The 23707-nt window shown below is 64.8% G+C and carries 37 protein-coding genes and 1 tRNA gene; 33 read left to right on the plus strand and 5 right to left on the minus strand.

The annotated features are described in order from the left end of the window. Positions 1-105 precede the first annotated feature (105 nt). From rpsJ to NF699_18315, 26 genes are all read left to right on the plus strand, one after another. Entirely contained in the window at positions 106-414 is a 309-nt protein-coding gene (gene rpsJ / locus NF699_18190) for a 30S ribosomal protein S10 (GenBank protein USU04932.1), read from the plus strand. A 285-nt stretch (positions 415-699) separates the two neighbouring features. Then, positions 700-1449 carry a 50S ribosomal protein L3 gene (gene rplC / locus NF699_18195; protein ID USU04933.1) on the plus strand — a complete coding sequence of 250 codons (750 nt, stop codon included), beginning with the start codon at positions 700-702 and terminating at the stop codon, positions 1447-1449. Between the two features lie 2 nt (positions 1450-1451). After that, positions 1452-2078: a 50S ribosomal protein L4 gene (gene rplD / locus NF699_18200; GenBank protein ID USU04934.1), complete on the plus strand. Its 627-nt coding sequence runs from the start codon at positions 1452-1454 to the stop codon at positions 2076-2078. Continuing rightward, entirely contained in the window at positions 2071-2385 is a 315-nt protein-coding gene (locus NF699_18205) for a 50S ribosomal protein L23 (GenBank protein USU04935.1), read from the plus strand. Before rplD ends, NF699_18205 begins: the two co-directional genes overlap by 8 nt. 1 nt (position 2386) lies before the next feature. Continuing rightward, positions 2387-3226: a 50S ribosomal protein L2 gene (gene rplB / locus NF699_18210; protein USU04936.1), complete on the plus strand. Its 840-nt coding sequence runs from the start codon at positions 2387-2389 to the stop codon at positions 3224-3226. 2 nt (positions 3227-3228) lie between these two features. Then, a complete protein-coding gene (rpsS, locus tag NF699_18215) occupies positions 3229-3504 on the plus strand; it encodes a 30S ribosomal protein S19 (protein ID USU04937.1) in 276 nt (91 codons plus the stop codon). Continuing rightward, a complete protein-coding gene (rplV, locus tag NF699_18220) occupies positions 3504-3881 on the plus strand; it encodes a 50S ribosomal protein L22 (protein ID USU04938.1) in 378 nt (125 codons plus the stop codon). Before rpsS ends, rplV begins: the two co-directional genes overlap by 1 nt. After that, positions 3881-4588, plus strand: coding sequence for a 30S ribosomal protein S3 (rpsC, locus tag NF699_18225; GenBank protein ID USU04939.1), 708 nt, complete (start codon positions 3881-3883; stop codon positions 4586-4588). Before rplV ends, rpsC begins: the two co-directional genes overlap by 1 nt. 12 nt (positions 4589-4600) lie before the next feature. Then, the gene (gene rplP / locus NF699_18230; protein ID USU04940.1) at positions 4601-5035 is read left to right on the plus strand and encodes a 50S ribosomal protein L16; all 435 of its coding nucleotides are present in this window, start codon (positions 4601-4603) and stop codon (positions 5033-5035) included. 2 nt (positions 5036-5037) lie between these two features. Beyond that, positions 5038-5241, plus strand: a complete 204-nt coding sequence (rpmC, locus tag NF699_18235; GenBank protein USU04941.1) for a 50S ribosomal protein L29 — start codon at positions 5038-5040, stop codon at positions 5239-5241. A gap of 10 nt (positions 5242-5251) precedes the next feature. Next, positions 5252-5524, plus strand: coding sequence for a 30S ribosomal protein S17 (gene rpsQ / locus NF699_18240; protein USU04942.1), 273 nt, complete (start codon positions 5252-5254; stop codon positions 5522-5524). 162 nt (positions 5525-5686) lie between these two features. Continuing rightward, entirely contained in the window at positions 5687-6055 is a 369-nt protein-coding gene (gene rplN / locus NF699_18245; GenBank protein USU04943.1) for a 50S ribosomal protein L14, read from the plus strand. After that, the gene (rplX, locus tag NF699_18250; GenBank protein ID USU04944.1) at positions 6055-6372 is read left to right on the plus strand and encodes a 50S ribosomal protein L24; all 318 of its coding nucleotides are present in this window, start codon (positions 6055-6057) and stop codon (positions 6370-6372) included. The genes rplN and rplX overlap by 1 nt, the downstream gene beginning before the upstream one ends. Beyond that, positions 6365-6952: a 50S ribosomal protein L5 gene (rplE, locus tag NF699_18255; protein USU04945.1), complete on the plus strand. Its 588-nt coding sequence runs from the start codon at positions 6365-6367 to the stop codon at positions 6950-6952. The genes rplX and rplE overlap by 8 nt, the downstream gene beginning before the upstream one ends. A gap of 41 nt (positions 6953-6993) precedes the next feature. Beyond that, entirely contained in the window at positions 6994-7299 is a 306-nt protein-coding gene (gene rpsN / locus NF699_18260; protein ID USU04946.1) for a 30S ribosomal protein S14, read from the plus strand. Between the two features lie 10 nt (positions 7300-7309). Then, positions 7310-7705, plus strand: a complete 396-nt coding sequence (gene rpsH, locus NF699_18265; protein ID USU04947.1) for a 30S ribosomal protein S8 — start codon at positions 7310-7312, stop codon at positions 7703-7705. Next, complete coding sequence (rplF, locus tag NF699_18270) at positions 7705-8238, plus strand: 50S ribosomal protein L6 (GenBank protein USU04948.1); 534 nt, start codon at positions 7705-7707, stop codon at positions 8236-8238. Before rpsH ends, rplF begins: the two co-directional genes overlap by 1 nt. Continuing rightward, positions 8238-8594 (plus strand): 50S ribosomal protein L18, encoded by a 357-nt coding sequence (gene rplR / locus NF699_18275; protein USU04949.1) that lies wholly within the window; start codon positions 8238-8240, stop codon positions 8592-8594. Before rplF ends, rplR begins: the two co-directional genes overlap by 1 nt. 2 nt (positions 8595-8596) lie before the next feature. Continuing rightward, positions 8597-9382 carry a 30S ribosomal protein S5 gene (gene rpsE / locus NF699_18280; GenBank protein USU04950.1) on the plus strand — a complete coding sequence of 262 codons (786 nt, stop codon included), beginning with the start codon at positions 8597-8599 and terminating at the stop codon, positions 9380-9382. A gap of 5 nt (positions 9383-9387) precedes the next feature. Beyond that, positions 9388-9564 carry a 50S ribosomal protein L30 gene (gene rpmD, locus NF699_18285; protein USU04951.1) on the plus strand — a complete coding sequence of 59 codons (177 nt, stop codon included), beginning with the start codon at positions 9388-9390 and terminating at the stop codon, positions 9562-9564. 125 nt (positions 9565-9689) lie between these two features. After that, a complete protein-coding gene (gene rplO, locus NF699_18290; protein ID USU04952.1) occupies positions 9690-10232 on the plus strand; it encodes a 50S ribosomal protein L15 in 543 nt (180 codons plus the stop codon). Between the two features lie 257 nt (positions 10233-10489). After that, entirely contained in the window at positions 10490-11854 is a 1365-nt protein-coding gene (secY, locus tag NF699_18295; protein USU04953.1) for a preprotein translocase subunit SecY, read from the plus strand. Between the two features lie 36 nt (positions 11855-11890). Beyond that, the gene (locus NF699_18300) at positions 11891-12535 is read left to right on the plus strand and encodes an adenylate kinase (protein ID USU04954.1); all 645 of its coding nucleotides are present in this window, start codon (positions 11891-11893) and stop codon (positions 12533-12535) included. Between the two features lie 851 nt (positions 12536-13386). Beyond that, positions 13387-14082, plus strand: a complete 696-nt coding sequence (locus NF699_18305; GenBank protein USU04955.1) for a response regulator transcription factor — start codon at positions 13387-13389, stop codon at positions 14080-14082. A gap of 80 nt (positions 14083-14162) precedes the next feature. After that, positions 14163-15500 carry a HAMP domain-containing histidine kinase gene (locus tag NF699_18310; protein USU04956.1) on the plus strand — a complete coding sequence of 446 codons (1338 nt, stop codon included), beginning with the start codon at positions 14163-14165 and terminating at the stop codon, positions 15498-15500. Between the two features lie 158 nt (positions 15501-15658). Further along, positions 15659-15859 (plus strand): hypothetical protein, encoded by a 201-nt coding sequence (locus tag NF699_18315; GenBank protein USU04957.1) that lies wholly within the window; start codon positions 15659-15661, stop codon positions 15857-15859. A gap of 16 nt (positions 15860-15875) precedes the next feature. On the opposite strand, the gene NF699_18320 is transcribed toward NF699_18315, so the two are convergent. Continuing rightward, a complete protein-coding gene (locus NF699_18320) occupies positions 15876-16019 on the minus strand; it encodes a hypothetical protein (GenBank protein USU04958.1) in 144 nt (47 codons plus the stop codon). 121 nt (positions 16020-16140) lie between these two features. On the opposite strand from NF699_18320, the gene NF699_18325 reads away from it, so the two are divergent. The 6 genes from NF699_18325 to guaA all read left to right on the plus strand — a co-directional run bounded on the left by NF699_18325 (position 16141) and on the right by guaA (position 21068). Further along, positions 16141-16419 (plus strand): hypothetical protein, encoded by a 279-nt coding sequence (locus NF699_18325; protein USU04959.1) that lies wholly within the window; start codon positions 16141-16143, stop codon positions 16417-16419. 187 nt (positions 16420-16606) lie between these two features. Then, positions 16607-16975, plus strand: coding sequence for a 30S ribosomal protein S13 (gene rpsM / locus NF699_18330; protein ID USU04960.1), 369 nt, complete (start codon positions 16607-16609; stop codon positions 16973-16975). Positions 16976-17056: 81 nt separating this feature from the next. Further along, positions 17057-17446 (plus strand): 30S ribosomal protein S11, encoded by a 390-nt coding sequence (gene rpsK / locus NF699_18335; protein USU04961.1) that lies wholly within the window; start codon positions 17057-17059, stop codon positions 17444-17446. Between the two features lie 84 nt (positions 17447-17530). Further along, positions 17531-18598: a DNA-directed RNA polymerase subunit alpha gene (locus tag NF699_18340; GenBank protein ID USU04962.1), complete on the plus strand. Its 1068-nt coding sequence runs from the start codon at positions 17531-17533 to the stop codon at positions 18596-18598. Between the two features lie 244 nt (positions 18599-18842). Then, positions 18843-19265, plus strand: a complete 423-nt coding sequence (gene rplQ / locus NF699_18345) for a 50S ribosomal protein L17 (GenBank protein ID USU04963.1) — start codon at positions 18843-18845, stop codon at positions 19263-19265. 246 nt (positions 19266-19511) lie between these two features. Beyond that, positions 19512-21068, plus strand: coding sequence for a glutamine-hydrolyzing GMP synthase (gene guaA, locus NF699_18350; GenBank protein ID USU04964.1), 1557 nt, complete (start codon positions 19512-19514; stop codon positions 21066-21068). A gap of 2 nt (positions 21069-21070) precedes the next feature. On the opposite strand, the gene NF699_18355 is transcribed toward guaA, so the two are convergent. Continuing rightward, a tRNA-Arg gene (locus tag NF699_18355) sits at positions 21071-21147 on the minus strand. Positions 21148-21206: 59 nt separating this feature from the next. On the opposite strand from NF699_18355, the gene NF699_18360 reads away from it, so the two are divergent. Next, complete coding sequence (locus NF699_18360) at positions 21207-21947, plus strand: queuosine precursor transporter (GenBank protein USU04965.1); 741 nt, start codon at positions 21207-21209, stop codon at positions 21945-21947. A 7-nt stretch (positions 21948-21954) separates the two neighbouring features. Here the strand turns inward: NF699_18360 and purQ are convergent, their stop codons facing one another. Genes purQ through NF699_18375 form a run of 3 tightly spaced genes read right to left on the minus strand, consistent with a single transcriptional unit; the run spans position 21955 to position 23637 of the window. Beyond that, positions 21955-22623 (minus strand): phosphoribosylformylglycinamidine synthase subunit PurQ, encoded by a 669-nt coding sequence (purQ, locus tag NF699_18365; GenBank protein ID USU04966.1) that lies wholly within the window; start codon positions 22621-22623, stop codon positions 21955-21957. Further along, positions 22623-22853: a phosphoribosylformylglycinamidine synthase subunit PurS gene (gene purS / locus NF699_18370; GenBank protein USU04967.1), complete on the minus strand. Its 231-nt coding sequence runs from the start codon at positions 22851-22853 to the stop codon at positions 22623-22625. The genes purQ and purS overlap by 1 nt, the downstream gene beginning before the upstream one ends. A 4-nt stretch (positions 22854-22857) precedes the next feature. Continuing rightward, a complete protein-coding gene (locus NF699_18375) occupies positions 22858-23637 on the minus strand; it encodes a phosphoribosylaminoimidazolesuccinocarboxamide synthase (GenBank protein ID USU04968.1) in 780 nt (259 codons plus the stop codon). Positions 23638-23707: the final 70 nt, after the last annotated feature.

Raw genomic sequence — 23707 nt, forward strand, 5'->3', positions numbered from 1 at the left:
GCGCCTGTGGGGGTCTCATCCCGCCGGTCCAGCACCAGCGGCACGAGTCTTTCGCTTCGGCGGAGGAGACGGCCGGGGTCGTGCTCCATCGCATCGGTAGGGATCATGGACAGCAACATCCGCATTCGCCTCAAGGCGTTCGATCATCGCGTGCTCGACCAGGCGACCGGCGACATCGCCGACACCGCGCGTCGTACTGGCGCGCTCATCCGCGGTCCGATTCCGCTGCCCACGCGCATCGAGAAGTTCACCGTCAACCGCGGTCCGCACATCGACAAGAAGTCGCGCGAGCAGTTCGAGGTTCGTACTTACAAGCGCATGCTCGACATCGTGCAGCCGACCCCGCAGACCGTCGATGCGCTGATGAAGCTCGACCTCGCCGCAGGCGTTGACGTCGAGATCAAGCTGGCGTAATGGCCCGCAACCCCGCGGTCGACGTGAGTCCCGCGGGTTTGCCGTTTCCGCTCCGGCGGGATGGCCGGTTCGGGTTCTCCGCCTTGCGAAGTGCCTGACAGACACGAGATACCGCCGGCCTTTCGGGGCCGGGCCAGCGTCTCCCGTCATGTTCCCGGTAACGGGAGCGACCAGCCCGGGACGGGGCCGACGTAGTACAATTCGGGATGGATGGTTGCTTTCGAGTGGCCGCAAGCACGTGCGGGAATGGTCCCGGACGTGCCTCTGTAAAAGGAGTGCAGGATCATGCGTACTGGCGTGATCGCGAAGAAAATGGGTATGACCCGCCTGTTCCAGGACGACGGCCGCCACGTGCCGGTCACCGTTCTGCAACTCGAAGGCCTCCAGGTCATTGCCCGTCGCGAACAAGATCGTGATGGCTACACCGCCGTCCAGCTCGGTGCTGGCGTCGCCAAGGCCAAGAATGTCGCCAAGCCGCAGCGTGGCCACTTCGGCAAGGCCGAAGTCGAGCCCAAGGCGATGGTGGCGGAATTCCGCGTGACCGAGGGCAACCTCCTCGATGTCGGCGCGGAGATTTCGGCAGAGCATTTCGTCGCAGGCCAGCTGGTCGATATCCAGGGGCGTACCCAGGGTAAGGGCTTCGCCGGCGGCATGAAGCGCTGGAACTTCGGCGGTCTGCGCGCGACGCACGGCGTCTCGGTCTCGCACCGTTCGCTCGGTTCGACCGGTCAGCGCCAGGATCCGGGTCGCGTCTTCAAGAACAAGAAGATGGCCGGCCACATGGGCGACAAGTATCGCACGCAGCAGAACCTCGAGGTCGTCGGCACCGACGCCGAGCGTGGTCTGATCTTCGTGAAGGGTTCGGTCCCCGGTTCGAAGGGTGGCTGGCTGTTCGTGAAGGACGCGGTCAAGGTCAAGGCGCATGCCGAGGCTCCCTATCCCGCCAGCCTGAAGCAGGCTGCCAACAGCAACACCGCAGCCGACACGCCCGTTGAGACGAGCGCGCCGGAAGCGACCGACGGCCAGGAGGGCTGAACGTGAAGGTCAAGGTTCAATCCTTCGCCGGTACCGACGCGGCGGACGTCGAGCTCAACGACGAGGTCTTCGGCCTCGATCCGCGCGCCGACATCCTGCATCGCGTGGTCACCTGGCAGCTCGAGAAGCGTCGCGAAACGGCTCGTGGCACGCGCGAGCGTGCAGACGTCGCCCGTACCGGCAAGAAGTTCGGTCGCCAGAAGGGCGGCGGTACGGCACGTCACGGCGATCGCCGCGCTCCCGTCTTCATCGGCGGTGGTAAGGCTCACGGCGCCCGCGTCCGCGACTTCAACCCCGGCCTGAACAAGAAGGTTCGTGCGCTCGGTCTCAAGATGGCTCTGTCGAGCCATGCCAAGGCCGGCTCGCTGATCATCATGGACAGCATCGTGGTCGAGGGTAACAAGACCAAGACGCTGGTCGGCGATCTCGCCAAGGTCGGCTTCGGCAAGACCGCGCTGGTCATCGACGGCGACGCCGTCGAGACGAGCTTCGCGCTGGCCGCCGGCAACCTGCACGGCATCAACGTGATGCCGTCCGCCGGTGCCAACGTCTATGACATCCTGAAGGCTGACACGCTGGTGCTGACCCGCGCGGCGGTCGAGAAGCTGGAGGCTCGCTTCAATGGCTAAGCAGCAGAAGGCCGTCGACAACCGTCATTATGACGTGATCGTCGCGCCGCACATCACCGAGAAGGCGACCTTGCTCTCCGAGCATAACGCCGTCGTGTTCAAGGTCGCGAACGACGCGACCAAGCCGCAGATCAAGGCTGCCATCGAAGCGATCTTCGATGTCAACGTGACCGGCGTGAACACGATCGTCCAGAAGGGCAAGACCAAGAAGTGGAAGGGCGCTCCCTATCAGCGCTCCGACATGAAGAAGGCCATTGTCACCCTGAAGGACGGCCAGTCGATCGACGTAACCGAGGGGGCCAAGTAAGATGGCACTCAAGCATTATAATCCGACGACCCCCGCGCAGCGCGGTCTCGTCCTCGTCGACAAGTCGTCGCTCTGGAAGGGCAAGCCCGTCAAGGCGCTGACCGAGGGCAAGCGCAAGTCGGGCGGCCGCAACAACAAGGGCCATGTGACCAGCCGCGGCATCGCGGGCGGCCACAAGCAGAAGTACCGCTACGTCGACTTCAAGCGTCGCAAGTGGGACGTCGAAGGCACCGTCGAGCGGCTCGAGTACGATCCGAACCGTACCGCGTTCATCGCGCTGGTGAAGTATGCCGACGAAGAGCTGGCCTACATCATCGCGCCGCAGCGGCTGGCGCCGGGCGACAAGGTCCTCGCGGCCAAGAAGACCGACACGAAGCCGGGCAATGCCATGGAAATCGGTCAGGTCCCCGTCGGCACCATCGTCCACAACGTGGAGATGAAGCCGGGCAAGGGTGGTCAGATCGCGCGTTCGGCCGGCACCTACGTGCAGGTCGTCGGTCGTGACCGCGGCATGGTCATCGTGCGCCTCAATTCGGGCGAGCAGCGCTACATCCGTGGCGAGTGCATGGCGACGGTCGGTGCGGTGTCGAACCCGGACAACCAGAACCAGAACCTCGGCAAAGCCGGGCGTTCGCGCTGGATGGGCAAGCGTCCGCTGACCCGCGGCGTCGCCAAGAACCCGGTCGACCATCCGCACGGCGGTGGTGAAGGCCGGACCTCGGGCGGCCGTCATCCGGTCACCCCGTGGGGCAAGCCGACGAAGGGTGCGCGCACCCGTCACAATAAGTCGACCGACAAGATGATTATCCGGTCGCGTCATTCGACTAAGAGGAAGGGCTAACCATGGCTCGTTCAGTCTGGAAGGGCCCGTTCGTCGAACTGAGCCTTCTGAAGAAGGCCGAGACGGCTCAGGACACCAACGCGCGTTCGCCGATCAAGACCTGGTCGCGCCGCTCGACGATCCTGCCGTCGTTCGTCGGCCTCACGTTCAACGTCTACAACGGCCGCAAGTTCGTGCCGGTGTCGGTCAATGAAGACATGGTCGGCATGAAGCTGGGTGAGTTCGCGCCGACGCGCTACTTCCCCGGCCACGCCGCCGACAAGAAGGGCAAGCGCTGATGAGCAAGCCAAAATCCACCCGCAAGGTCGGTGACAAGGAAGCGCTGTCGGTCGGCACGCAAATCCGTGGCTCCGCGCAGAAGCTGGGCCTCGTCGCCGCGCTCATCCGGGGCAAGCCGGTCGGCGATGCGATGAACATCCTCGCCTTTTCGACCAAGGGTATGGCAGTCGACGCGCGCAAGGTGCTGGCTTCGGCCATCGCCAACGCCGAGAACAACCATAACCTCGATGTCGATGCGTTGATCGTATCGGAGGCGTCGGTCGGCAAGTCGATCGTCATGAAGCGCTTCGCGACCCGCGGCCGTGGCAAGTCCACCCGCATCCTGAAGCCGTTCAGCCGTCTGCGCATCGTCGTGCGCGAGCAGGAAGAAGCATAATGGGTCACAAGAGCAACCCCATCGGCATGCGTCTCCAGATCAACCGGACCTGGGACAGCCGCTGGTTCGCCGAGGGCCATGATTATGGCCAGCTGCTGCTGGAGGATCTGAAGATCCGCGCCTTCATCATGAAGACGCTGCCGCAGGCCGCCATCTCCAAGGTCGTCATCGAGCGTCCGGCCAAGCTGTGCCGCATCTCGATCTTCGCTGCCCGTCCCGGTGTGATCATCGGCAAGAAGGGCTCGGACATCGAGAAGCTGCGCAAGACGATCGGCGCGATGACCAAGTCCGACGTGTCGCTGAACATCGTCGAGATCCGCAAGCCGGAGATCGATGCGAAGCTCGTCGCACAGGGTATCGCCGACCAGCTCGAGCGTCGTATCGCCTTCCGCCGCGCCATGAAGCGTGCGGTCCAGTCGGCGATGCGTCTGGGTGCCGACGGCATCCGCGTCGCTTGCGGCGGCCGCCTCGGCGGTGCCGAGATCGCGCGTTCGGAAAGCTATCGCGAAGGTCGGGTTCCGCTGCACACGCTGCGCGCGAACATCGATTATGCCGAGGCCCAGGCCCACACGTCCTACGGCGTGTGCGGCGTGAAGGTCTGGGTCTTCAAGGGCGAGATTCTCGGCCATGACCCGATGGCGCAGGACCGGTTGATGATGGAAGCACAGACTTCCGGCGTCCGCCCGGCCCGCGACGACCGTCGTTAAGGGGCAACAGACATGCTGCAACCGAAAAAGACCAAGTTCCGCAAGGCCTTCAAGGGCAAGATCTCCGGCGACGCCAAGAGTGGCTTTTCGCTCAATTTTGGGTCGTACGGCCTGAAGGCGATGGAGCCGGAGCGGATCACCGCACGTCAGATCGAGGCGGCTCGCCGCGCGATCACGCGCCACATCCGCCGTCAGGGCCGGTTGTGGATCCGCATCTTCCCGGACGTCCCCGTCTCGGGCAAGCCCGCCGAAGTCCGCATGGGCTCGGGCAAGGGTTCGCCGGAGTTCTGGGCCGCCCGTGTCAAGCCGGGCCGGATCCTGTTCGAGCTAGACGGCGTCGAAGGCAAGATCGCTGCGGAAGCGTTCGAGCGCGCCGCGATGAAGCTCCCGATCAAAGTCAAGGTCGTCGCCCGCCTGGGTGACACCAGCCACCTCGGAGGCGAGTAAACATGGCTAAGACCGATTTCGTCAGCCAGAGCGACGATCAGCTGTCCGAGAACCTCGGCCAACTGAAGCGTGAGCAGTTCAACCTCCGCTTCCAGGCGGCAACGAACCAGCTCGAGAAGCCGAGCCGCGTCAAGGAAGTCCGTCGCGACATCGCGCGGATCAAGACCCTCCAGGCGCAGCGCACCAGCGCCGCGGCTGCCAAGTAAGGATACAATCATGCCGAAGCGCGTGCTGACCGGACTGATCGTGTCCGACAAGGGCGAGAAGACGGTGGTCGTGAACGTGGAGCGCAAGGTCAAGCACCCGCTCTACGGCAAGATCATCCGTCGTTCGAAGAAGTACCACGCCCATGACGAGGCGAACGAGTACAAGCAGGGCGAGACCGTGCGCATCGAAGAGACTGCGCCGATCTCGAAGCTGAAGACCTGGAAGGTCGTCGATCGGGTCAACACCCACGCGACGCCCGAGCGGGTCGACGTCGACGCATAATTCGCCGCCGGCCCCGGCCGGCGGATGAAGAGGGCAGGGCTTGCGTCCTGCCAGCGGAGTGGTTACAGGGCCGCTCCCCCGGTGCAGTTCGCTGCGCCGGGGTCATTATTTTAGGCGGGGTTGGGTCGGTATCCACCCCATAGACGAGAAGGAAATGGATCGATGATCCAGATGCAATCCAATCTCGACGTCGCAGACAACAGCGGCGCGAAGCGGGTGCAGTGCATCAAGGTGCTGGGCGGCTCGAAGCGTCGCACGGCATCGGTCGGCGACATCATCGTCGTCAGCATCAAGGAAGCACAGCCCCGCGGCAAGGTGAAGAAGGGTGACGTGCATCGTGCCGTCATCGTCCGCACCGCCAAGGACATCCACCGTGCCGATGGCTCGACCATCCGCTTCGACGGCAACGCTGCCGTTCTGGTCAACAAGAACGAGGAGCCGATCGGCACCCGTATCTTTGGCCCGGTCGTGCGCGAGCTGCGTGGCAAGAAGCACATGAAGATCATCTCTCTCGCTCCCGAGGTGCTGTAATGGCTGCCGCGAAGATCAAGAAGGGTGACCGCGTCGTCGTTCTGTCCGGCAAGGACAAGGGCAAGACCGGCACCGTGACGCTGGCGATGCCGAAGGACGGCAAGGTCGTGGTCGAGGGCGTGAACATCGCCACCCGCCACAAGAAGCCGACCCAGGCGAATCCGCAGGGCGGCCTCGAGAAGATCGAAGCGCCGATGCACATCTCGAAGGTTGCGCACGTGACCGCCGACGGCAAGCCCACCCGCGTTCGTTTCGAGACGCAGGACGGCAAGAAGGTCCGCGTGGCCGTGAAGACGGGGGACAAGATCGATGGCTGATGCAGCTTACAAGCCCCGCATGAAGGGCATGTACGAAGACTCGATCATCAAGGCGATGGTCGAGAAGTTCGGCTACAAGAACGTCAACGAGATTCCGCGGATCGACAAGATCGTCCTGAACATGGGCGTCGGCGAGGCGACCCAGGACAAGAAGCGCGTCGATCAGGCTGCTTCCGAAATGGAGCTGATCGCGGGCCAGAAGCCGGTGATCACCAAGGCGAAGAAGTCGATCGCGCAGTTCAAGCTGCGTGAAGGCATGCCGATCGGCGTGAAGGTCACCCTTCGCCGCGAGCGCATGTACGAATTCCTCGACCGTTTCATCACGATCGCTCTTCCCCGCGTCCGCGATTTTCGTGGGCTCAATCCGAAGAGCTTCGATGGCCGCGGCAATTACGCCTGCGGTATCAAGGAGCAGATCGTGTTCCCCGAGATCAACTATGACCGCATCGACAAGGTGCGCGGCATGGACGTGATCGTCACCACCACCGCGAAGACCGACGACGAAGCGCGCGAGCTGCTCCGCCTGTTCGGCTTCCCGTTCCCGCAGCCCGAGGCTGACGAGCAGAAGCAGGCTGCGTGAGCAGCCTCGCTTTGTCGAAGTAAGGAAGAGAGCTTAAGTCCATGGCGAAACTGAGTTCGATCAACAAGAATGAGCGTCGCAAGAAGCTTGTGAAGCAATACGCTCCCAAGCTGGCGAAGCTGAAGGCAATGGCCAACGACCAGAGCCTCGACGAGAGCGAGCGTCTGATCGCCCGCCTCAAGATGGCGGAACTGCCGCGCAATTCGAACCCGACCCGGATCCGCAACCGTTGCGAGATCACCGGTCGTCCGCGCGCGTACTACCGCAAGTTCCGTCTCGCTCGCGTGATGCTTCGTGATCTGGCCAACAAGGGCATGATCCCGGGCCTCACCAAGTCGAGCTGGTAAGGATTCCATCATGGCATTGACCGATCCCCTGGGTGATTTGCTCACCCGCATCCGCAACGGCCAGCGCGCGAAGAAGGACTCCGTCCTGTCGCCGTCGTCGAAGCTCCGCATCCGCGTTCTCGACGTGCTCCAGCGCGAAGGCTACATCCGTGGCTACAGCGACGAGCAGATGGGTCCGGCAGCGGGCGTCCGCATCGAGCTGAAGTATTTCGAGGGCCAGCCCGCGATCAAGCACGTCGCGCGCGTCTCGAAGCCCGGCCGCCGCGTCTATTCCGGTTCGCAGGAACTGCCGCGCGTCCGCAACGGCCTCGGCATCACCATCGTTTCGACGCCTCGCGGCGTTCTGTCCGACGCGGAAGCGCGCGAGCAGAATGTCGGCGGCGAAGTCCTTGCGGAGGTCTTCTGATGAGCCGCATCGGTAAGAAGCCGGTTCCCGTACCGGCCGGCGTGACGCCGTCGATCGACAAGGGCATCATCAGCGTGAAGGGTCCCAAGGGCACCCTCACGATGCCGATGCGCGACGAGATCAGCTACACGATCGAGGACGGCGGCATTTCGGTGCAGCCGGCGAACGACACCAAGCGCGCCCGTGCCTTCTGGGGCATGCAGCGTACGATGGTGCAGAACCTGGTGACCGGCGTGACCGACGGCTTCACCAAGAAGCTGCTCATCACCGGCGTCGGCTACCGCGCCGCGGCGCAGGGTCGCAACCTCAAGCTGCAGCTCGGCTACAGCCACGACGTCAACATCGACGTGCCGGAAGGCATCGAGGTGAAGACGCCGGACGCCACCACCGTCGAGATCAGCGGTTCCGACAAGCAGAAGGTCGGCCAGCTGGCCGCCGAGATTCGTCAGTGGCGCAAGCCCGAGCCGTACAAGGGCAAGGGCATCAAGTACGACGGCGAGTTCATCTTCCGCAAGGAAGGGAAGAAGAAGTAATGACCAAGGGTCTCTCTCTTTTCGCGAAGCGCCGTCGGCGCAACCGTACCGCGCTGAAGGCGCGTTCGGGCACCCGTCCGCGGTTGTCCATCCATCGTTCGGGCAAGCATATGTACGCCCAGGTGATCGACGATGTCGCCGGCAAGACCGTTGCGTCGGCGTCCACCCTGGAAAAGGACGTGCGCGACACGTCCGGTGCGAACATCGCGGCAGCGGCGGCAGTCGGCACCCGCGTGGCGGAGGCCGCGAAGGCAGCCGGCGTGACGCAGGTCGTGTTCGATCGCGGTGGCTTCCTGTTCCACGGCCGTGTCAAGGCGCTGGCGGAAGCCGCGCGTGAAGCCGGATTGGAGTTCTAATAATGGCTGACGAGAACAACGTGCAGCCCGCAGCGGCTGAAGGCGCTTCCCAGGAGACGCAGGCACAGGCGCCCCAGGGTGGCCAGCAGGGCGGCGGCTATGCCGGTCCCGGCGGCGGTGGCCGTGGTGGTCCCCGTGGCGGTCGCGGTGGCGGCGGTGGCGGTCGCGGTCCGGGTGGCCCCGGCGGCAATCGCGGCGGTCGTGACGGTGGTCGCGGTCGCGACGGTCGTGGCGGTCGTCCGGGTCAGGACGACGGCGGCGAAGAGCTGATCGAGAAGCTGGTCCACATCAATCGCGTCTCGAAGACGGTGAAGGGCGGCAAGCGCTTCGGCTTCGCGGCGCTGGTCGTCGTGGGCGACGGCAAGGGTCGTGTCGGCTTCGGCCACGGCAAGGCGCGCGAAGTGCCGGAAGCCATCTCCAAGGCCACTGCGGCTGCGAAGAAGGCGATGGTTCGCGTTCCCCTGAAGGACGGTCGCACGCTGCATCACGACGGCAACGGCCATTTCGGTGCCGGTCGCGTGACGCTCCGTTCGGCGCCGCAGGGCACCGGCATCATCGCAGGTGGCCCGATGCGCGCCATCTTCGAGAGCCTGGGTGTCGCGGACGTCGTGACCAAGTCGATCGGTACGTCCAACCCCTACAACATGATCCGCGCCACGTTCGAGGCACTGGGTGAGCAGACTTCGCCGAAGTCGGTCGCACAGCGTCGTGGCAAGAAGATCGCCGACCTGATCGGCCGCGGTGGTTCGCAGACCGCCGAGGCGGATGCTGCGGCCGTCGTGGAGTAACTGACATGGCAACCGTCAAGATCAAGCAGACCGGCTCGCCGATTCGCCGGACCAAGGACCAGCGCGCGACGCTGATCGGTCTCGGCCTCAACAAGATGCACAAGGTTTCGGAGCTGGAGGACAGCCCCGAGGTCCGCGGGATGATCCGCAAGGTGCAGCACATGGTCGAGGTGCAGGGCTAACCCCCGTTCCACGTTCACCACGTGACAAATACGGGGAAGGGGGCTAACCGGCCCCCTTCCTTTTTCCAGTTTCCACAGCCCGGCCCCGGCCGGGAGCGCGACAAAAGCGAAAGCGAGTGCATATCATGAAGCTCAACGAACTCCGCGACAACCAGGGTGCCCGCAAGTCCAAGATCCGCGTCGGACGCGGTATCGGCTCGGGCAAGGGCAAGACCGGCGGTCGCGGCCAGAAGGGCCAGAAGAGCCGTGAAGGCGTCAGCATCGCCGGCTTCGAAGGCGGCCAGATGCCGCTCCACATGCGTCTGCCGAAGCGTGGCTTCAACAACATCTTCGCCAAGGATTATGCCGAGGTGAACACCGGCGCGATCCAGAAGGCGATCGATTCGGGCAAGCTGTCGGCCGAAGGCACGATCGATCAGGCGGCGCTGAAGGCAGCCGGTTTGGTGCGTGGCGGCAAGGACGGCGTCCGTCTGCTCGCCAAGGGCGAACTGACGACCAAGCTGTCGTTCCTGGTTGCCGGCGCATCGGCCGGTGCGAAGGCGCAGGTCGAAAAGACCGGCGGCGCGCTGGAAATCCCGGTCGTCGTGCCGGCCGCCGAGAAGGCCGCCGCCAAGAAGGGCGTGCAGTACAAGGCACGCCAGGAAAAGAAGGCGTCGTTCAAGGCGTAAGCCGTTCTCTTCGTTGTCTAGCCCCTCCGTCATGCTGGACTTGTTTCGGCATCCACTCATCCGCTGAGGATTCCCTCGCGGCGCGGTGGACCCCGGGACAAGTCCGGGGTGACGATGGGGTTGGGGCGGCGGTTCGGTCCGATGAATGGGCCGAAAGGATAGCGTCGCGATTAGACAAGGCGCATCGAGCGCCTATATGAGCGGCGGGGCGGGTCAAAACGCATCCCGCCGCTTTTCGTTTCAGGACACCGACACGCATGGCATCCGCAGCCGACCAGATGGCGCAAAGCATCAGTCTGTCGAAATTCGCACAGGCGACCGACCTCAAGAAGCGGTTGTGGTTCACGATCGGTGCGCTGATCGTCTTCCGCCTGCTCAGCTACGTGCCGCTGCCGGGGATCGACCCGACCGCGCTCAACCTGCTGAGCGAGCGCACGACCGGTGGCGTGCTCGACTTCTTCAACACCTTCTCGGGCGGTTCGCTCAGCCGCATGTCGCTGATCGCGCTCGGCGTGATGCCGTACATCACCGCATCGATCGTCGTGCAGCTCGCCACCTCGCTGTCGCCGCAGCTCGCCGCGATCAAGAAGGAAGGCGAATCGGGCCGCAAGAAGCTCAACCAGTACACGCGCTACGGCACGGTCGCGCTGACCGCGATCCAGGGCTATTTCATCGCCGTCGGGCTCGAGGCGCTGTCGGCGACCAACGGCGTCGCTGCGGTGATCGAGCCGGGCATGACCTTCCGCATCGCAGCGGTGATCAGCCTGATCGGCGGCACGATGTTCCTGATGTGGCTGGGCGAGCAGATCACCAGCCGCGGCATCGGCAACGGCGTATCGCTCATCATCATGGCCGGCATCGTCGCGCATCTGCCGACGACGCTCGTCAACCTGCTCGAAGGCGGACGTTCGGGCTCGATCGACGCGGTGCGCCTGATCGGCATCGTCATCGCCGTAGTCGCGCTGATCCTTTTCATCTGCTTCATGGAGCGGGCGCAGCGTCGCATCCTGATCCAATACCCCAAGCGCCAAACGCAGCGCGGCATGCAGGCGGATCGCAGCCACCTGCCGCTGAAGATCAACACCGCGGGCGTGATCCCGCCGATCTTCGCCTCGTCGCTGCTGCTGATGCCGCTGACGATCAGCCAGTTCGCCGGCCAGCGCGTCGCGGGTGAATCGAAGTGGGGCGATTTCATCATCACCCTCAACCAGTATCTGGCGCACGGGCAGCCGGTGTACATGGCGCTCTACGCCGCGGGCATCATCTTCTTCTCGTTCTTCTACACCGCGGTGGTGTTCAACCCGGAGGAGACCGCGGACAATCTGAAGCGCTATGGCGGCTTCATTCCCGGCATCCGTCCCGGCAAGAACACCGAGACGTATTTCGATTACGTGCTGACCCGCATCACCGTGATCGGTGCGGCGTATCTGACGATCATCTGCCTGTTGCCGGAATATCTGGTGTCGGCGCTGTCGATCCCGTTCTACCTTGGTGGCACCAGCCTGTTGATCGTCGTCAACGTGACGATGGACACGGTGACGCAGATCCAGTCGCACCTGTTGGCCCACCAATATGGCGATTTGATCAAGAAGGCGAAGCTGAAGGGCGGGCGTCTCCGCTAACGAGGTCGTGACAACGGGCGAACAGGGAGAGCTCGCGTGAACATCATCCTTCTCGGGCCGCCGGGTGCAGGCAAGGGCACCCAGGCGCAGCGGCTGATGGCCGAGCGCGGCATGGTGCAATTGTCGACCGGCGACATGCTGCGCGCCGCGGTCAAGGCGGGTTCGCCCGTCGGGTTGCAGGCCAGGGCCGTGATGGAAGCGGGCGAACTGGTGTCGGATGCGATCGTATCCGCGTTGATCGGCGAACGGTTGGATCAGGGTGTCGCCGGGGGCGCGATCTTCGATGGATATCCACGGACCGCGGCTCAGGCCGAAGCGCTTGATCTGCTGCTTGAGGAGCGCGGCCTGACGCTCGACCATGTCATCGAGCTGGAAGTCGACGAGGCAGCGCTGATCGAGCGCGTCGAGGGTCGCTATACCTGTGCCAAATGTGGCGAAGGGTATCACGATCGCTTCAAGCTGCCCCGGCAGGAGGGCGTCTGCGACGTCTGCGGCTCGACCGAGTTCAAGCGCCGCCCGGACGACAATGCGGAGACCGTCCGCACCCGTATGCAGGAATATCGCGCCAAGACTGCGCCGATCCTGCCGATCTATCAGGCGCGCGGGCTGGTGGAACGGGTGAACGGCATGGCGGATATCGACCATGTGTCACAGGCTATCGCCAGCATTCTGGACGGGTGAGGCCTCTTAAGCCAGTCCACCTCGCGCTCGCGTGGGAGGAATGGTGGTTCGACTCCGGAAGCTCCACCCCAAACCGACCTTAACGACCGTTCAAGTCCTCCCCCGCCAGGGGAGGGGGGACCGTCAGCCGGATGGTGGATGGGGAGGTAAGCGACGCGTTGCATAGCGGCGGACGTCGCTTACCTCCCCCTCCGACACGGCTACGCCGCGCCACCTCCCCCTCGCGGGGGAGGAATGATGATACGACTCCGGAAGCTCCACCCCAAACCGATCCTAACGATCGTTCAAGTCCTCCCCCGCCAGGGGGAGGGGGACCGTCCGGCGTCAGCCGGATGGTGGATGGGGAGGTAAGCGACGCGTTGCATAGCGGCGGACGTCGCTTACCTCCCCCTCCGACACGGCTTCGCCGCGCCACCTCGCCCTCGCGTGGGAGGAATGGTGGTACGACTCCGGAAGCTCCACCCCAAACCGACCTTAACGACCGTTCAAGTCCTCCCCCGCTAGGGGGAAGGGGACGCCCGGCGTCAGCGGATGGTGGAGGGGGAGGTAAGCGACGCGTTGCATAACGGCGGGCGTCGCTTACCTCCCCCTCGACACGGCTACGCCGCGCCACCTCCCCCTTGCGGGGGAGGAATGATGGTGCGGCTCCAGCCACTCCTCCCGCCCCTCCATGACGCTTTTGTCATGTCGCGGTCACACCGCAGCCACTCCGATCCGGGTAAAGCGATTACACGGTCGCGATGCGGCCAGCGAGATCGGTACCCGACACTCCCGGGGGTGCCGTAGGGGGCCGGCGGAAGGGATGCTTTCCGCCGGCCTTTCCTGTATCGGAGATGCGTGAGGAGGGTCCCGTGAGCCGCAAGATCCTGATCGTCGAGGATGACAGCTCGACCGCAGCCTATCTGGCGAAAGGGCTGTCGGAGGCCGGTTATGCGGTCGAGGTGACACATGACGGGCGCGATGGCCTGTTCCTTGCCAGCGAAGGCATCTTCGACCTCATCATCGCCGATCGCATGCTGCCGGGGCTCGACGGCCTCGCGATGGTGAGCGCGATCCGTGGCGCGGGCATCGCGACGCCGGTGCTCGTCCTCTCCGCGCTTGCGGCAGTCGACGACCGGGTCGACGGGTTGAAGGCGGGTGCCGACGATTATCTCTGCAAACCATTCTCGTTCGCCGAACTGTCCGCGCGGATCGAGGCGCTCGTCCGACGTTCGGATCGTGCCGCGACCGAACCGGCGCGGACGAGGCTGGCGGTCGGAGACCTCGAAATCGATCTCCTCTCCCGCGCCGTCACCCGCGCCGGTCGCACGATCCCGCTGGGTGCGCGCGAATTCAACCTGCTCGAATTCCTGGCCCGCCACGCCGGGCAGGTCGTCACCCGCACGATGATGCTGGAAAAGATCTGGAACTATCATTTCGATCCGGGCAGCAACGTCGTCGATGTCCATATCGGCCGGCTGCGCCGCAAGCTTGAGGATGGCTTTGCCTCGCCGATCCTGCATACGGTGCGCGGTGCCGGCTATCGGCTGGCGGCCGACGCCGGCTGAAGCCCGGTGGGGACGCAAGGCCGGGGCTGATCCGCGTAACGGACTGTCGCCATTCGCCATGGCCGGGTTTAGGAGGGGCGATGCGCCTGTCGGTCACCGCCCGTATCGCCTTGCTCTCGATCGGTCTGGCGCTCGTCTCCAATCTGGTGCTGGTCGGTTTCGTCTGGACCCGCACCGATGCGGCGGTGATCGGCACCGTGCGGCGCGAGACGATCGAGCAGTCGGATGCGATGCGTGCGCTCTACCGGGCGGGGGGCTTGCCGGCGGTGATCGAAGCGATCGAGCATGCACGTGCCGCGGGAGATACTTCGCTGCTGCTGGCGGTGCTCAATCGCAACGGTGATCGCGTCGCCGGCTTCGGGCCACGGCGGATCGCGGTGCCGCTGGTCCCCAGCCTGTTCCGCATCGCCGATGTCGACGCATCCGCCGCCACCGGCGATATCGGCTATTCGCTGCGCCCGATCGGCGGACACTGGCTGCTCGCCGGACGTCGGCTGGACCTCGTCGAGGCGGAGCGGCGCGCGATCGAGGGCGCGCTGGCGATCGCGGTGCTGCTGTCGCTGGTGCTCGGCGTCGCTGCGGGGCTGGTGCTGGCCCGCTACGTCGGCAGGCGGCTCAACCGGATCGCGGCGGTGATCGCGGCCGCAGGCGAGGGCGATCTGTCGCGCCGCGTTCCCGTCGCGGTCGCCCGCCGCGATTCGTTCGATCGGCTCGGCCATCAACTCAATCTGATGCTGGGCAAGCTGGAACGGCTGATGGTGGAACTCCGCCTCGTCACCGACAGCCTGGCACACGATCTGCGCTCGCCGCTCACGCGGTTGCGCACCAAGACCGAACAGGCGGTGCTGATCGCCGATCCTGCTGCACGAGAGGCGGCGTTGGGCGGGCTACTGGTCGAAACCGACCTCGTCATGCGCATGCTGACCATGGTTATCGAAATCAGCCGTTCCGAATCGGTCTCACGCGATCGCTTCATCATGGTCGAGCCTGCCGCACTCGTCGGGGAAATCGCCGAACTGTACGAGCCAGTGGCGGAGGAGGCGGGGCTCGACTTCACCGTCGCGATCGACGCGTCCGCGCCGGCGATGCCGCTGCATCGCGAGTTGCTCAGTCAGGCGATCACCAACCTGATCGACAATGCGCTGAAGCATGCCGCCGACGGGGGCGTGTTGACGCTGCGGCTGGTCGTGCACGGGCAGGCGATCGCAATCCAGGTCGAGGATCGCGGCTCCGGCATCGCCGAATCGGATCGCGCGCAGGCACGCAAGCGCTTCGGGCGGCTGGATGCCGCGCGGACCACGCCGGGGGCCGGACTCGGCATGGCTTTGATCGAGGCGGCGGCGCGGCTGCACGACGGCCGCTTCGAACTGGCCGACAACGCACCCGGACTGATCGCACGGATCGTCCTGCCGATCTGAAGCGAGCGAATTCGTCGCGTTTCCCGCCCGGCTGAGGGTTAACCGCTTGCTAGCGTGGGCACGATATAGTGTTCGACGATGGCGGTCGGGGGGCCGCTTACGACACGCGGCCGGCAGGTCGCGGGGGCTTTGCGCCGGTTTCGGCAAAAAGGAGCGTTATGCTTGGGGCGATCGTCTTTACCTATGGCATGCTGATGAGCTTCGTGTTGCAGGGTGCGTCCCGCAACGCCCGGCTCAAGCGGCCCAATCCACCGATGCTGCAATATATCGGCTATGTGCTGTGCGGCCTGTCTGCGGGCCTGTCGGGCATGCTGTTGCTGATGGCCTTCTCCGCCCGGGCGCCGTTCCCGCTGATGTAGGCTGGTGCCCGCGACCTCAGGACGCGCGCCGTTCGAGCAGTGCGGCGTCGATTCGCGCGATCAGGTCCCGCATCGGCGGTGGCGACCAGCCCGCGGTGGCCGGCAAGGGGGCCTGCACCTTCTTGGCGATCCGGCTATAGACATGCTGTGACAGGGCCATGGCGCAATCCTTTGAACGAGCCCCGGCTATCGCGCTTTCCGACCTACCAAATGGTTAACGGCGTCGATCCGGCCGCAGTATCGGGCCATGATCGCGGCAGAGAATCGATCAGGAGATCCCGATGAATTCGCTCAACATGTTCGGCCTGTTCGCCATCCTGTTCATGCTGCTCTGCTATATGATGGAGGCGCGCTCGCCGTGGTGGACGCTGGGCTTCGCGTTCGGCTGCCTGCTCAGTTCCGCCTATGGCTTCCTGCAAGGTGCATGGCCATTCGGTGCGGTCGAGCTGTTGTGGACCGGCATCGCGCTTCATCGCTGGCGGCAAGCGCTGGTGCGGCAGCGCGGCGGAACTGCGGCGCCGGGCATGATCGACCGCGGTCCGGCGGAACCCGTTGCTTGACACCGCGTTAGCGCGCGCCTAACTGCACATCCCTCCGAAATACCGGATGCTCCGGCGGCGCTCGTCTGCGCTCGCCGCGCTTTGCGTAGACGCAATGGCAGGAGCGGGCGGTGTTGTTCGGAGGATGCGACGAGATGGGGGTCGTGGCTAGCCATGCCGACCCCTGTGGAGCTAGGAGAAACATTTCATGGCACGTATCGCGGGTGTCAACATCCCGACCAACAAGCGCGTGGTGATCGCGCTGACCTACATTCACGGCATTGGTCTGACCAAGTCGAAGGAAATCACCGCCAAGCTGAACATCGCGCCCGAGCGCCGCGTTCAGGACCTGACCGATCAGGAGGTTCTCCAGATCCGCGAGACGATCGACGCCGACCACACGGTCGAGGGTGATCTGCGTCGCGAGACCGCGATGAACATCAAGCGCCTGATGGACCTCGCCTGCTATCGCGGCCTGCGTCATCGCAAGGGCCTGCCGGTCCGCGGCCAGCGCACGCACACCAATGCGCGCACCCGCAAGGGCAAGGCGAAGCCGATCGCAGGTAAGAAGAAGTAAGCGCCAGCCGCGCTCACTTCTCCGCCGGAGCAGGTCGGAAACGATCGCCCGGCGTTCAGCTAACAAGGTCAGGAATCATCCATGGCACGTGAACCGCAGCGTATTCGCCGTCGCGAACGCAAGAACATCACCTCTGGCGTCGCGCATGTGAACGCCAGCTTCAACAACACCATGATCACCATCACCGACGCGCAGGGCAACGCCATTTCGTGGTCGTCCGCCGGCGCGATGGGATTCAAGGGCAGCCGCAAGTCGACCCCGTACGCCGCTCAGGTGGCCGCGGAAGACGCCGGCAAGAAGGCCGCCGAGCACGGCGTTCGCACCATCGAAGTCGAAGTGAAGGGTCCGGGTTCGGGCCGTGAATCGGCTCTCCGTGCGCTGCAGGCGGTCGGTTTCCAGATCACGTCGATCCGCGACGTCACCTCGATCCCGCACAATGGCGTGCGTCCTTCGAAGCGTCGTCGCGTCTGATCTTTCACGCGCCGGCTGACGAGTCGGTGCGTTTTTCTCCCGGCTGGAGCTGCCCCCTGTTCCGGCCCAAATTAGGGGACACCTGTGTCTGTCAATGCAAAGAACTGGCAGGAACTGAAGAAGCCCAACGGCCTTGAGAAGAAGGGCGGCGATGGCAAGCGCAAGGCTAGCTTCGTGGCCGAGCCGCTGGAGCGTGGCTTCGGCCTGACACTCGGCAACGCGCTGCGTCGCGTGTTGCTCTCCTCGCTGCAGGGTGCCGCCGTGACCTCGATCAAGATCGAGAACGTGCTGCACGAATTCTCCAGCCTGGCGGGCGTTCGCGAGGACGTCACCGACATCGTTCTGAACGTCAAGCAGATCGCGATCCGCATGCAGGGCGAGGGGCCGAAGCGCCTCCAGCTTTCCGCAACGGGTCCCGGCGAAGTGAAGGCCGGCGACATTGCCGTGTCGGGCGACATCGAAGTGATGAACCCCGAGCTGGTGCTGTGCCATCTCGATGAAGGTGCGACGCTCAACATGGAGCTGACCGCCGACATCGGTAAGGGCTACGTGCCTGCGACCGCAAACCGTCCGGCCGATGCGCCGATCGGTCTGATCCCGGTCGATGCGCTCTACTCGCCGGTACGTCAGGTGTCCTACAAGGTCGACCCGACCCGCGTCGGACAGGACCTGGATTACGACAAGCTGACGCTGACGATCGAGACCGACGGCACGGTGACCCCGGAAGACGCGGTGGCCTATGCCGGTCGCATCCTTCAGGACCAGCTCGCGCTGTTCGTTCACTTCGACGATTCGTCGATCACGCGTTCGTCCGCTCCGATCGGTCAGGCGGCTGCTCCGGCGGCTGGCGGCGAGACGGCGGGCGATACCCAGCAGATCAATCGTTACCTTCTCAAGAAGGTCGACGAGCTCGAACTGTCGGTGCGTTCGGCGAACTGCCTCAAGAACGACAACATCATCTATATCGGTGACCTGGTCGGCAAGACCGAGGCCGAGATGCTTCGGACCCCGAACTTCGGCCGCAAGTCGTTGAACGAGATCAAGGAAGTGTTGTCCTCGATGGGTCTGCGCCTCGGCATGGAGATCCCGGGCTGGCCGCCCGAGAACATCGAAGAGATGGCGAAGAAGCTCGAGCAGGAAATCATGGGCTGATCGCAGGCGGATAGCGATGCTATCCGCCGCCTCGGCGATCAGCCCGGCCGACGGGCAGGAGAGCGGCCAAGCCGCGACACTGACCCGTTCGACGTGAACGGTGCGGCTTTGCCGTACCGCCCTTTCCCAACCCTCTCCCAAGCTCGTGCGGGAGAGGTAACAAGACAGGCAAAGGGTGGCTGCCTCATATGTCACCGGCTCTGGGGTACCTCGAACGGCCCCTTAACGAACGAAGGAATTACCCATGCGTCATCGCGTTGGCGGTCGTAAGCTGCAGCGTACCTCGGCCCATCGTACGGCCCTGTTCCGCAACATGTCGGCCGCGCTCATCAAGCATGAGCAGATCACCACCACCGTCGCCAAGGCGAAGGAACTGCGTCCCTACATCGAGAAGCTGATCACGCTGGCGAAGAAGGGTGGCCTGTCCAACCGTCGTCTGGCGCATGCGCGTTTGCTCGACGATGCGCAGCTGGTGAAGCTGTTCGACGTTCTCGCGTCGCGCTACGCCGACCGCAACGGCGGCTACACCCGCATCATCAAGGCCGGCATCCGTGCATCGGACGCCTCGCCGATGGCGATCATCGAGTTCGTCGATCGCGACGTGTCGGCGAAGGGCCAGGATTCGGGTCCCGTCCAGTCGGACGAGGATTTCGACGAGGCGGCATAAAAGCCAGCGAAGCTGGGTCGAGGCTAAAGCCTCGTCCGGCGTCGCGAAAAGCGACGTCCGACGACACGGCTTTGCCGGGTCGCTGCAATAGGAGGAGGCCGTACCAGCGATGGTGCGGCCTTTTTCGTTTTGCGGCATGTGAGGGCGTATCCCAATCGCGTCGCGGCAAAGCCGCGTCGTCGGACGGGGCGATGCCCCGCCGGCCGGGCTTGGCCTTATGCGGCTGCGCCGCTAAGGCCTGCGCCCATGCAGCACCCCGACAGCATCCTCATCGTCGATTTCGGCAGCCAGGTGACCCAGCTCATCGCCCGTCGCGTCCGCGAAGCCGGCGTCTATAGCGAGATCGCCCCTTTCCAGTCCGCCGAGGAAGCCTTCGACCGGATGAAGCCCGCCGGGATCATCCTGTCTGGCGGCCCCGCATCCGTCACGCTCGCCACGTCGCCCCGCGCCCCGCAGCGGTTCTTCGAAGCCGGCGTGCCCATCCTAGGCATCTGCTACGGCCAGCAGTTGATGAGTGCGCAGCTCGGCGGCAACGTGATCATCTCCGGCGACGGCGGCGAGTTCGGCAAGGCATTCGTCGACGTGAAGTCCGACTGCGGCCTGTTCCACGGCCTGTGGGCGGAGGGTGAGCGCCATCAGGTGTGGATGAGCCACGGCGACAAGGTCGACGCGCTTCCCCCCGGCTTCGTCCCCGTCGCCACCTCGGAAGGCGCGCCGTTCGCGATCGTCGCCGACGAGGCGCGCCGGTTCTACGGCGTCCAGTTCCACCCCGAGGTTGTTCACACTCCCGATGGCGGCAAGCTGATCGCCAACTTCGCCCGCCACGTCTGCGGCCTCAAGGGCGACTGGACGATGGCCGAATTCCGCGACGCGAAGATCGCGGAAATCCGCGAACAGGTCGGCAAGGGCAAGGTCATCTGCGGTCTGTCCGGCGGTGTCGATTCCTCGGTCGCTGCGCTCTTGATCCACGAGGCGATCGGCGACCAGCTGACCTGCGTCTTCGTCGACGGCGGCATCCTGCGGGCAGGGGAGGCGGAGCAGGTCGTCGGCCTGTTCCGGGGCCATTACAACATCCCGCTCGTCCATGTGCAGGCGCAGACGCTGTTCATGAACGGCCTTGCCGGCGTCACCGATCCCGAGGCCAAACGCAAGTTCATCGGCAAGACCTTCATCGACGTCTTCGAAGCCGAAGCCAAGAAGATCGGCGGCGCGGAGTTCCTGGCGCAGGGCACGCTCTATCCCGACGTGATCGAGAGCGTCAGCTTCACCGGCGGCCCGTCGGTGACGATCAAGAGTCACCACAATGTCGGTGGCCTGCCCGAACGCATGAACATGAAGCTCGTCGAGCCGTTGCGCGAATTGTTCAAGGACGAGGTGCGCGCGCTGGGTCGCGAACTGGGTCTGCCCGACGTGTTCGTCGGTCGCCATCCGTTCCCCGGACCTGGCCTCGCCATCCGCATACCCGGCGAGGTCACAAGGGAACGTTGCGACATCCTGCGCAAGGCCGACGCGGTGTATCTCGAAGAAATCCGCAACGCCGGCCTCTACGATGCGATCTGGCAGGCGTTCGCGGTGTTGCTGCCGGTCCGCACGGTCGGCGTGATGGGCGACGGCCGCACCTACGATTACGTCCTCGCGCTGCGCGCGGTAACGTCCACGGACGGCATGACGGCGGAGGTGTTCGACTTCCCCAGCGACTTCCTGCCTCGGGTGGCGACGCGGATCGTCAACGAGGTGAAGGGCGTCAACCGCGTCGTCTACGACTATACGTCGAAGCCGCCCGGCACGATCGAGTGGGAATGAGCTGGCGCGCCCGGCAGGACTCGAACCTGCAACTCCAAGCTTAGAAGGCTCGTGCTCTATCCAGTTGAACTACGGGCGCGCGCCGGGGCCGGATAGCGCGGATTGCGCGGAACGGGAACAGCCATATAGTCGCGGTCCATGAACGATGCGGTTGATCCGGCGGTTGACGCGGGCGCGATGAGCGGACGGGTGTTTCGCTATTACGATTTCGTCATGGCGGCGTTCGTCGCGATCCTGCTGCTGTCGAACGTGATCGGCGCGGGCAAGGTCGCGCAGATCGTACTGCCGGGGATCGGGCCGTGGCCGTTCGGCGCCGGCATCCTTTTTTTCCCCATCAGCTATGTCATCGGCGACGTGCTGACCGAGGTCTATGGCTATGCGCGTGCGCGCCGCGTGATCTGGGCCGGCACCGCCGCCGTGGTGTTCATGGCCTTCATGAGCTGGATCGTCGTCGCGCTGCCGCCGGCGCCGACATGGACCAACCAGGCGGCCTATGCGACGATCTTCGGCCAGGTGCCGCGGATCGTGCTGGCCAGCGTCTGCGCCTTCTGGGCGGGCGAATTCGTCAATTCCTACGTCATGGCGCGGATGAAGCTGTGGAGCGACGGCAAGCATCTATGGGCGCGCACGATCGGTTCTACGGTGCTGGGGGAGGGGGTGGACAGCCTGATCTTCTACCCGCTCGCGTTCCTCGGCGCGGAGGGGTTCACACCGGGTCTGGTGGTGACGGTCATGCTGACGCAATGGGCGTTGAAGGTGGCGTGGGAGGTCGTGCTGACGCCGCTGACCTACGCCATCGTGGGAGCGCTGAAGCGGGCGGAGGGTGTGGATGTGTTCGATCGCGAGACCGACTTCACGCCGTTCCGCGCACGGGTGTAGGACGGGCTCAGGCCCCGATCGTTTCCAGCACGCCTTCGAACAGGCGTCGCCCGTCGGTCCCGCCGTGGGCGGTCTCGATCTTGCGCTCGGGGTGGGGCATCATGCCGAGGACGTTGCCGTCCGCGTTGAGGATACCGGCGATGTTGCGCGCCGAGCCGTTGACCTGCTCGCCATAGCGGAAGGCGACGCGGCCTTCGCCTTCGAGTCGGTCGAGCGTCGCGTCATCGGCGAAGTAATTGCCGTCATGGTGCGCGACGGGAACGGTGATAGTCTCGCCGGCGCCATAGCGGCTGGTGAAGGCCGATTGCGCGTTATCCACCGTCAGCGCGACATCGCGGCAGACGAAGTTCAGCCCGGCATTGCGCATCAGCGCGCCGGGCAGCAGGCCGGCTTCGGTCAGCACCTGAAAGCCGTTGCAGACGCCGAGCACCGGCAGTCCCTTGCCTGCCCGTTCGACGACCGCCTGCATGATCGGCGAGCGGGCAGCGATCGCGCCGGAGCGAAGGTAATCGCCGTAGGAGAAGCCGCCGGGGACGGCGACGAGGCCGATGCCGTCCGGCAGTTCGCTGTCGCCGTGCCAGACCATCGCCGGCTTGACGCCGGTCACCGCTTCCAGCGCGACGGCAAGGTCGCGGTCGCAGTTGGAGCCTGGAAAGACGATGACCGCGGTCTGCATTACAGGCGCTCCACCCGGTAGTTTTCGATGACGGTGTTGGCGAGCAACTGGCGGCACATGCCGTCGATCGCCTCGTCCGTGGTCGCGTCGGCGACTTCGATTTCGAACACCTTGCCGGCGCGGACGTCCTCGACTCCCTCGAATCCGAGCGATCCGAGCGCGTGATGGATGGCGCGGCCCTGCGGGTCGAGCACGCCGGGCTTCAGGGTGACGAAGATACGCAGTTTCATGAGCTTACTTACCCCGCCGCTTGCGATGGCTGTCGAGATCGAGGACGGCGCTGTCTTCGCCTTCGGGCATCAGGCCGAGGCGGCGCGCGACCTCCTGATAGGCCTCCGCCTCTCCGCCGAGGTCTCGGCGGAAGCGGTCCTTGTCCATCTTCTCGTTGGTGTCCATGTCCCACAGGCGGCAGCCGTCGGGGCTGATCTCGTCCGCCAGGATGATGCGGCCGTAATCATTGTCCCAGATGCGGCCGAATTCGAGCTTGAAGTCGACCAGCTTGATGCCGACGCCGGCGAAAAGGCCGGTGAGGAAGTCGTTCACGCGGATCGCGAGGTCGGCGATGTCGTGCATCTCCTCCTGGCTCGCCCAGCCGAACGCAGCGATATGTTCGTCGGAGATCATCGGATCGCCGAGCGCGTCGTCCTTGTAATAATATTCGATGATCGTGCGGGGCAGCTTGACGCCCTCTTCGATCCCCAGCCGCTTCGACAGCGAGCCGGCGGCGATGTTGCGTACCACCACTTCGATCGGCACGATCTCGACCTGGCGGATCAGCTGTTCGCGCATGTTGAGGCGGCGGATGAAGTGCGTCGGCACGCCGATCGCGTCGAGCAGCGTGAAGATGTGCTCGGAAATCCGGTTGTTGAGTACGCCCTTGCCGTTGATCGTACCCTTTTTCTGGGCGTTGAAGGCGGTGGCGTCGTCCTTGAAATACTGGATCAGCGTGCCGGGTTCGGGACCCTCGTACAGGATCTTGGCCTTGCCTTCGTAGATCTGGCGGCGCCGAGCCATGCGCATGTCCCCTGAATAGAGCAGCCCCGGCGGCGCGAGGGATCGCGGGCCGGGGCCGGAATGGGCGGGG

The sequence above is a fragment of the Sphingomonadaceae bacterium OTU29LAMAA1 genome (assembly GCA_024072375.1).
In the GTDB taxonomy this organism is placed as follows: domain Bacteria; phylum Pseudomonadota; class Alphaproteobacteria; order Sphingomonadales; family Sphingomonadaceae; genus Sphingomonas.

What these genes read in the sequence shown, in the direction of transcription:
- rpsE (USU04950.1), top strand. Translation starts at nt 8,597, where the DNA reads ATGGCTGACGAGAACAACGTGCAGCCCGCAGCGGCTGAAGGCGCTTCC.
- NF699_18325 (USU04959.1), top strand. Translation starts at nt 16,141, where the DNA reads ATGAATTCGCTCAACATGTTCGGCCTGTTCGCCATCCTGTTCATGCTG.
- guaA (USU04964.1), top strand. Translation starts at nt 19,512, where the DNA reads ATGCAGCACCCCGACAGCATCCTCATCGTCGATTTCGGCAGCCAGGTG.
- rplF (USU04948.1), top strand. Translation starts at nt 7,705, where the DNA reads ATGAGCCGCATCGGTAAGAAGCCGGTTCCCGTACCGGCCGGCGTGACG.
- rpsN (USU04946.1), top strand. Translation starts at nt 6,994, where the DNA reads ATGGCGAAACTGAGTTCGATCAACAAGAATGAGCGTCGCAAGAAGCTT.
- secY (USU04953.1), top strand. Translation starts at nt 10,490, where the DNA reads ATGGCATCCGCAGCCGACCAGATGGCGCAAAGCATCAGTCTGTCGAAA.
- rpsC (USU04939.1), top strand. Translation starts at nt 3,881, where the DNA reads ATGGGTCACAAGAGCAACCCCATCGGCATGCGTCTCCAGATCAACCGG.
- rpmD (USU04951.1), top strand. Translation starts at nt 9,388, where the DNA reads ATGGCAACCGTCAAGATCAAGCAGACCGGCTCGCCGATTCGCCGGACC.
- rplP (USU04940.1), top strand. Translation starts at nt 4,601, where the DNA reads ATGCTGCAACCGAAAAAGACCAAGTTCCGCAAGGCCTTCAAGGGCAAG.
- NF699_18310 (USU04956.1), top strand. Translation starts at nt 14,163, where the DNA reads ATGCGCCTGTCGGTCACCGCCCGTATCGCCTTGCTCTCGATCGGTCTG.
- rpsJ (USU04932.1), top strand. Translation starts at nt 106, where the DNA reads ATGGACAGCAACATCCGCATTCGCCTCAAGGCGTTCGATCATCGCGTG.
- NF699_18205 (USU04935.1), top strand. Translation starts at nt 2,071, where the DNA reads ATGGCTAAGCAGCAGAAGGCCGTCGACAACCGTCATTATGACGTGATC.
- rplN (USU04943.1), top strand. Translation starts at nt 5,687, where the DNA reads ATGATCCAGATGCAATCCAATCTCGACGTCGCAGACAACAGCGGCGCG.
- purS (USU04967.1), bottom strand. Translation starts at nt 22,853, where the DNA reads ATGAAACTGCGTATCTTCGTCACCCTGAAGCCCGGCGTGCTCGACCCG.
- rpsK (USU04961.1), top strand. Translation starts at nt 17,057, where the DNA reads ATGGCACGTGAACCGCAGCGTATTCGCCGTCGCGAACGCAAGAACATC.
- NF699_18320 (USU04958.1), bottom strand. Translation starts at nt 16,019, where the DNA reads ATGGCCCTGTCACAGCATGTCTATAGCCGGATCGCCAAGAAGGTGCAG.
- rpmC (USU04941.1), top strand. Translation starts at nt 5,038, where the DNA reads ATGGCTAAGACCGATTTCGTCAGCCAGAGCGACGATCAGCTGTCCGAG.
- purQ (USU04966.1), bottom strand. Translation starts at nt 22,623, where the DNA reads ATGCAGACCGCGGTCATCGTCTTTCCAGGCTCCAACTGCGACCGCGAC.
- rplE (USU04945.1), top strand. Translation starts at nt 6,365, where the DNA reads ATGGCTGATGCAGCTTACAAGCCCCGCATGAAGGGCATGTACGAAGAC.
- rplQ (USU04963.1), top strand. Translation starts at nt 18,843, where the DNA reads ATGCGTCATCGCGTTGGCGGTCGTAAGCTGCAGCGTACCTCGGCCCAT.
- rpsS (USU04937.1), top strand. Translation starts at nt 3,229, where the DNA reads ATGGCTCGTTCAGTCTGGAAGGGCCCGTTCGTCGAACTGAGCCTTCTG.
- rplX (USU04944.1), top strand. Translation starts at nt 6,055, where the DNA reads ATGGCTGCCGCGAAGATCAAGAAGGGTGACCGCGTCGTCGTTCTGTCC.
- rpsM (USU04960.1), top strand. Translation starts at nt 16,607, where the DNA reads ATGGCACGTATCGCGGGTGTCAACATCCCGACCAACAAGCGCGTGGTG.
- rplR (USU04949.1), top strand. Translation starts at nt 8,238, where the DNA reads ATGACCAAGGGTCTCTCTCTTTTCGCGAAGCGCCGTCGGCGCAACCGT.
- rpsQ (USU04942.1), top strand. Translation starts at nt 5,252, where the DNA reads ATGCCGAAGCGCGTGCTGACCGGACTGATCGTGTCCGACAAGGGCGAG.
- NF699_18360 (USU04965.1), top strand. Translation starts at nt 21,207, where the DNA reads ATGAACGATGCGGTTGATCCGGCGGTTGACGCGGGCGCGATGAGCGGA.
- rplB (USU04936.1), top strand. Translation starts at nt 2,387, where the DNA reads ATGGCACTCAAGCATTATAATCCGACGACCCCCGCGCAGCGCGGTCTC.
- rplC (USU04933.1), top strand. Translation starts at nt 700, where the DNA reads ATGCGTACTGGCGTGATCGCGAAGAAAATGGGTATGACCCGCCTGTTC.
- rpsH (USU04947.1), top strand. Translation starts at nt 7,310, where the DNA reads ATGGCATTGACCGATCCCCTGGGTGATTTGCTCACCCGCATCCGCAAC.
- NF699_18375 (USU04968.1), bottom strand. Translation starts at nt 23,637, where the DNA reads ATGGCTCGGCGCCGCCAGATCTACGAAGGCAAGGCCAAGATCCTGTAC.
- rplV (USU04938.1), top strand. Translation starts at nt 3,504, where the DNA reads ATGAGCAAGCCAAAATCCACCCGCAAGGTCGGTGACAAGGAAGCGCTG.
- NF699_18315 (USU04957.1), top strand. Translation starts at nt 15,659, where the DNA reads ATGCTTGGGGCGATCGTCTTTACCTATGGCATGCTGATGAGCTTCGTG.
- rplO (USU04952.1), top strand. Translation starts at nt 9,690, where the DNA reads ATGAAGCTCAACGAACTCCGCGACAACCAGGGTGCCCGCAAGTCCAAG.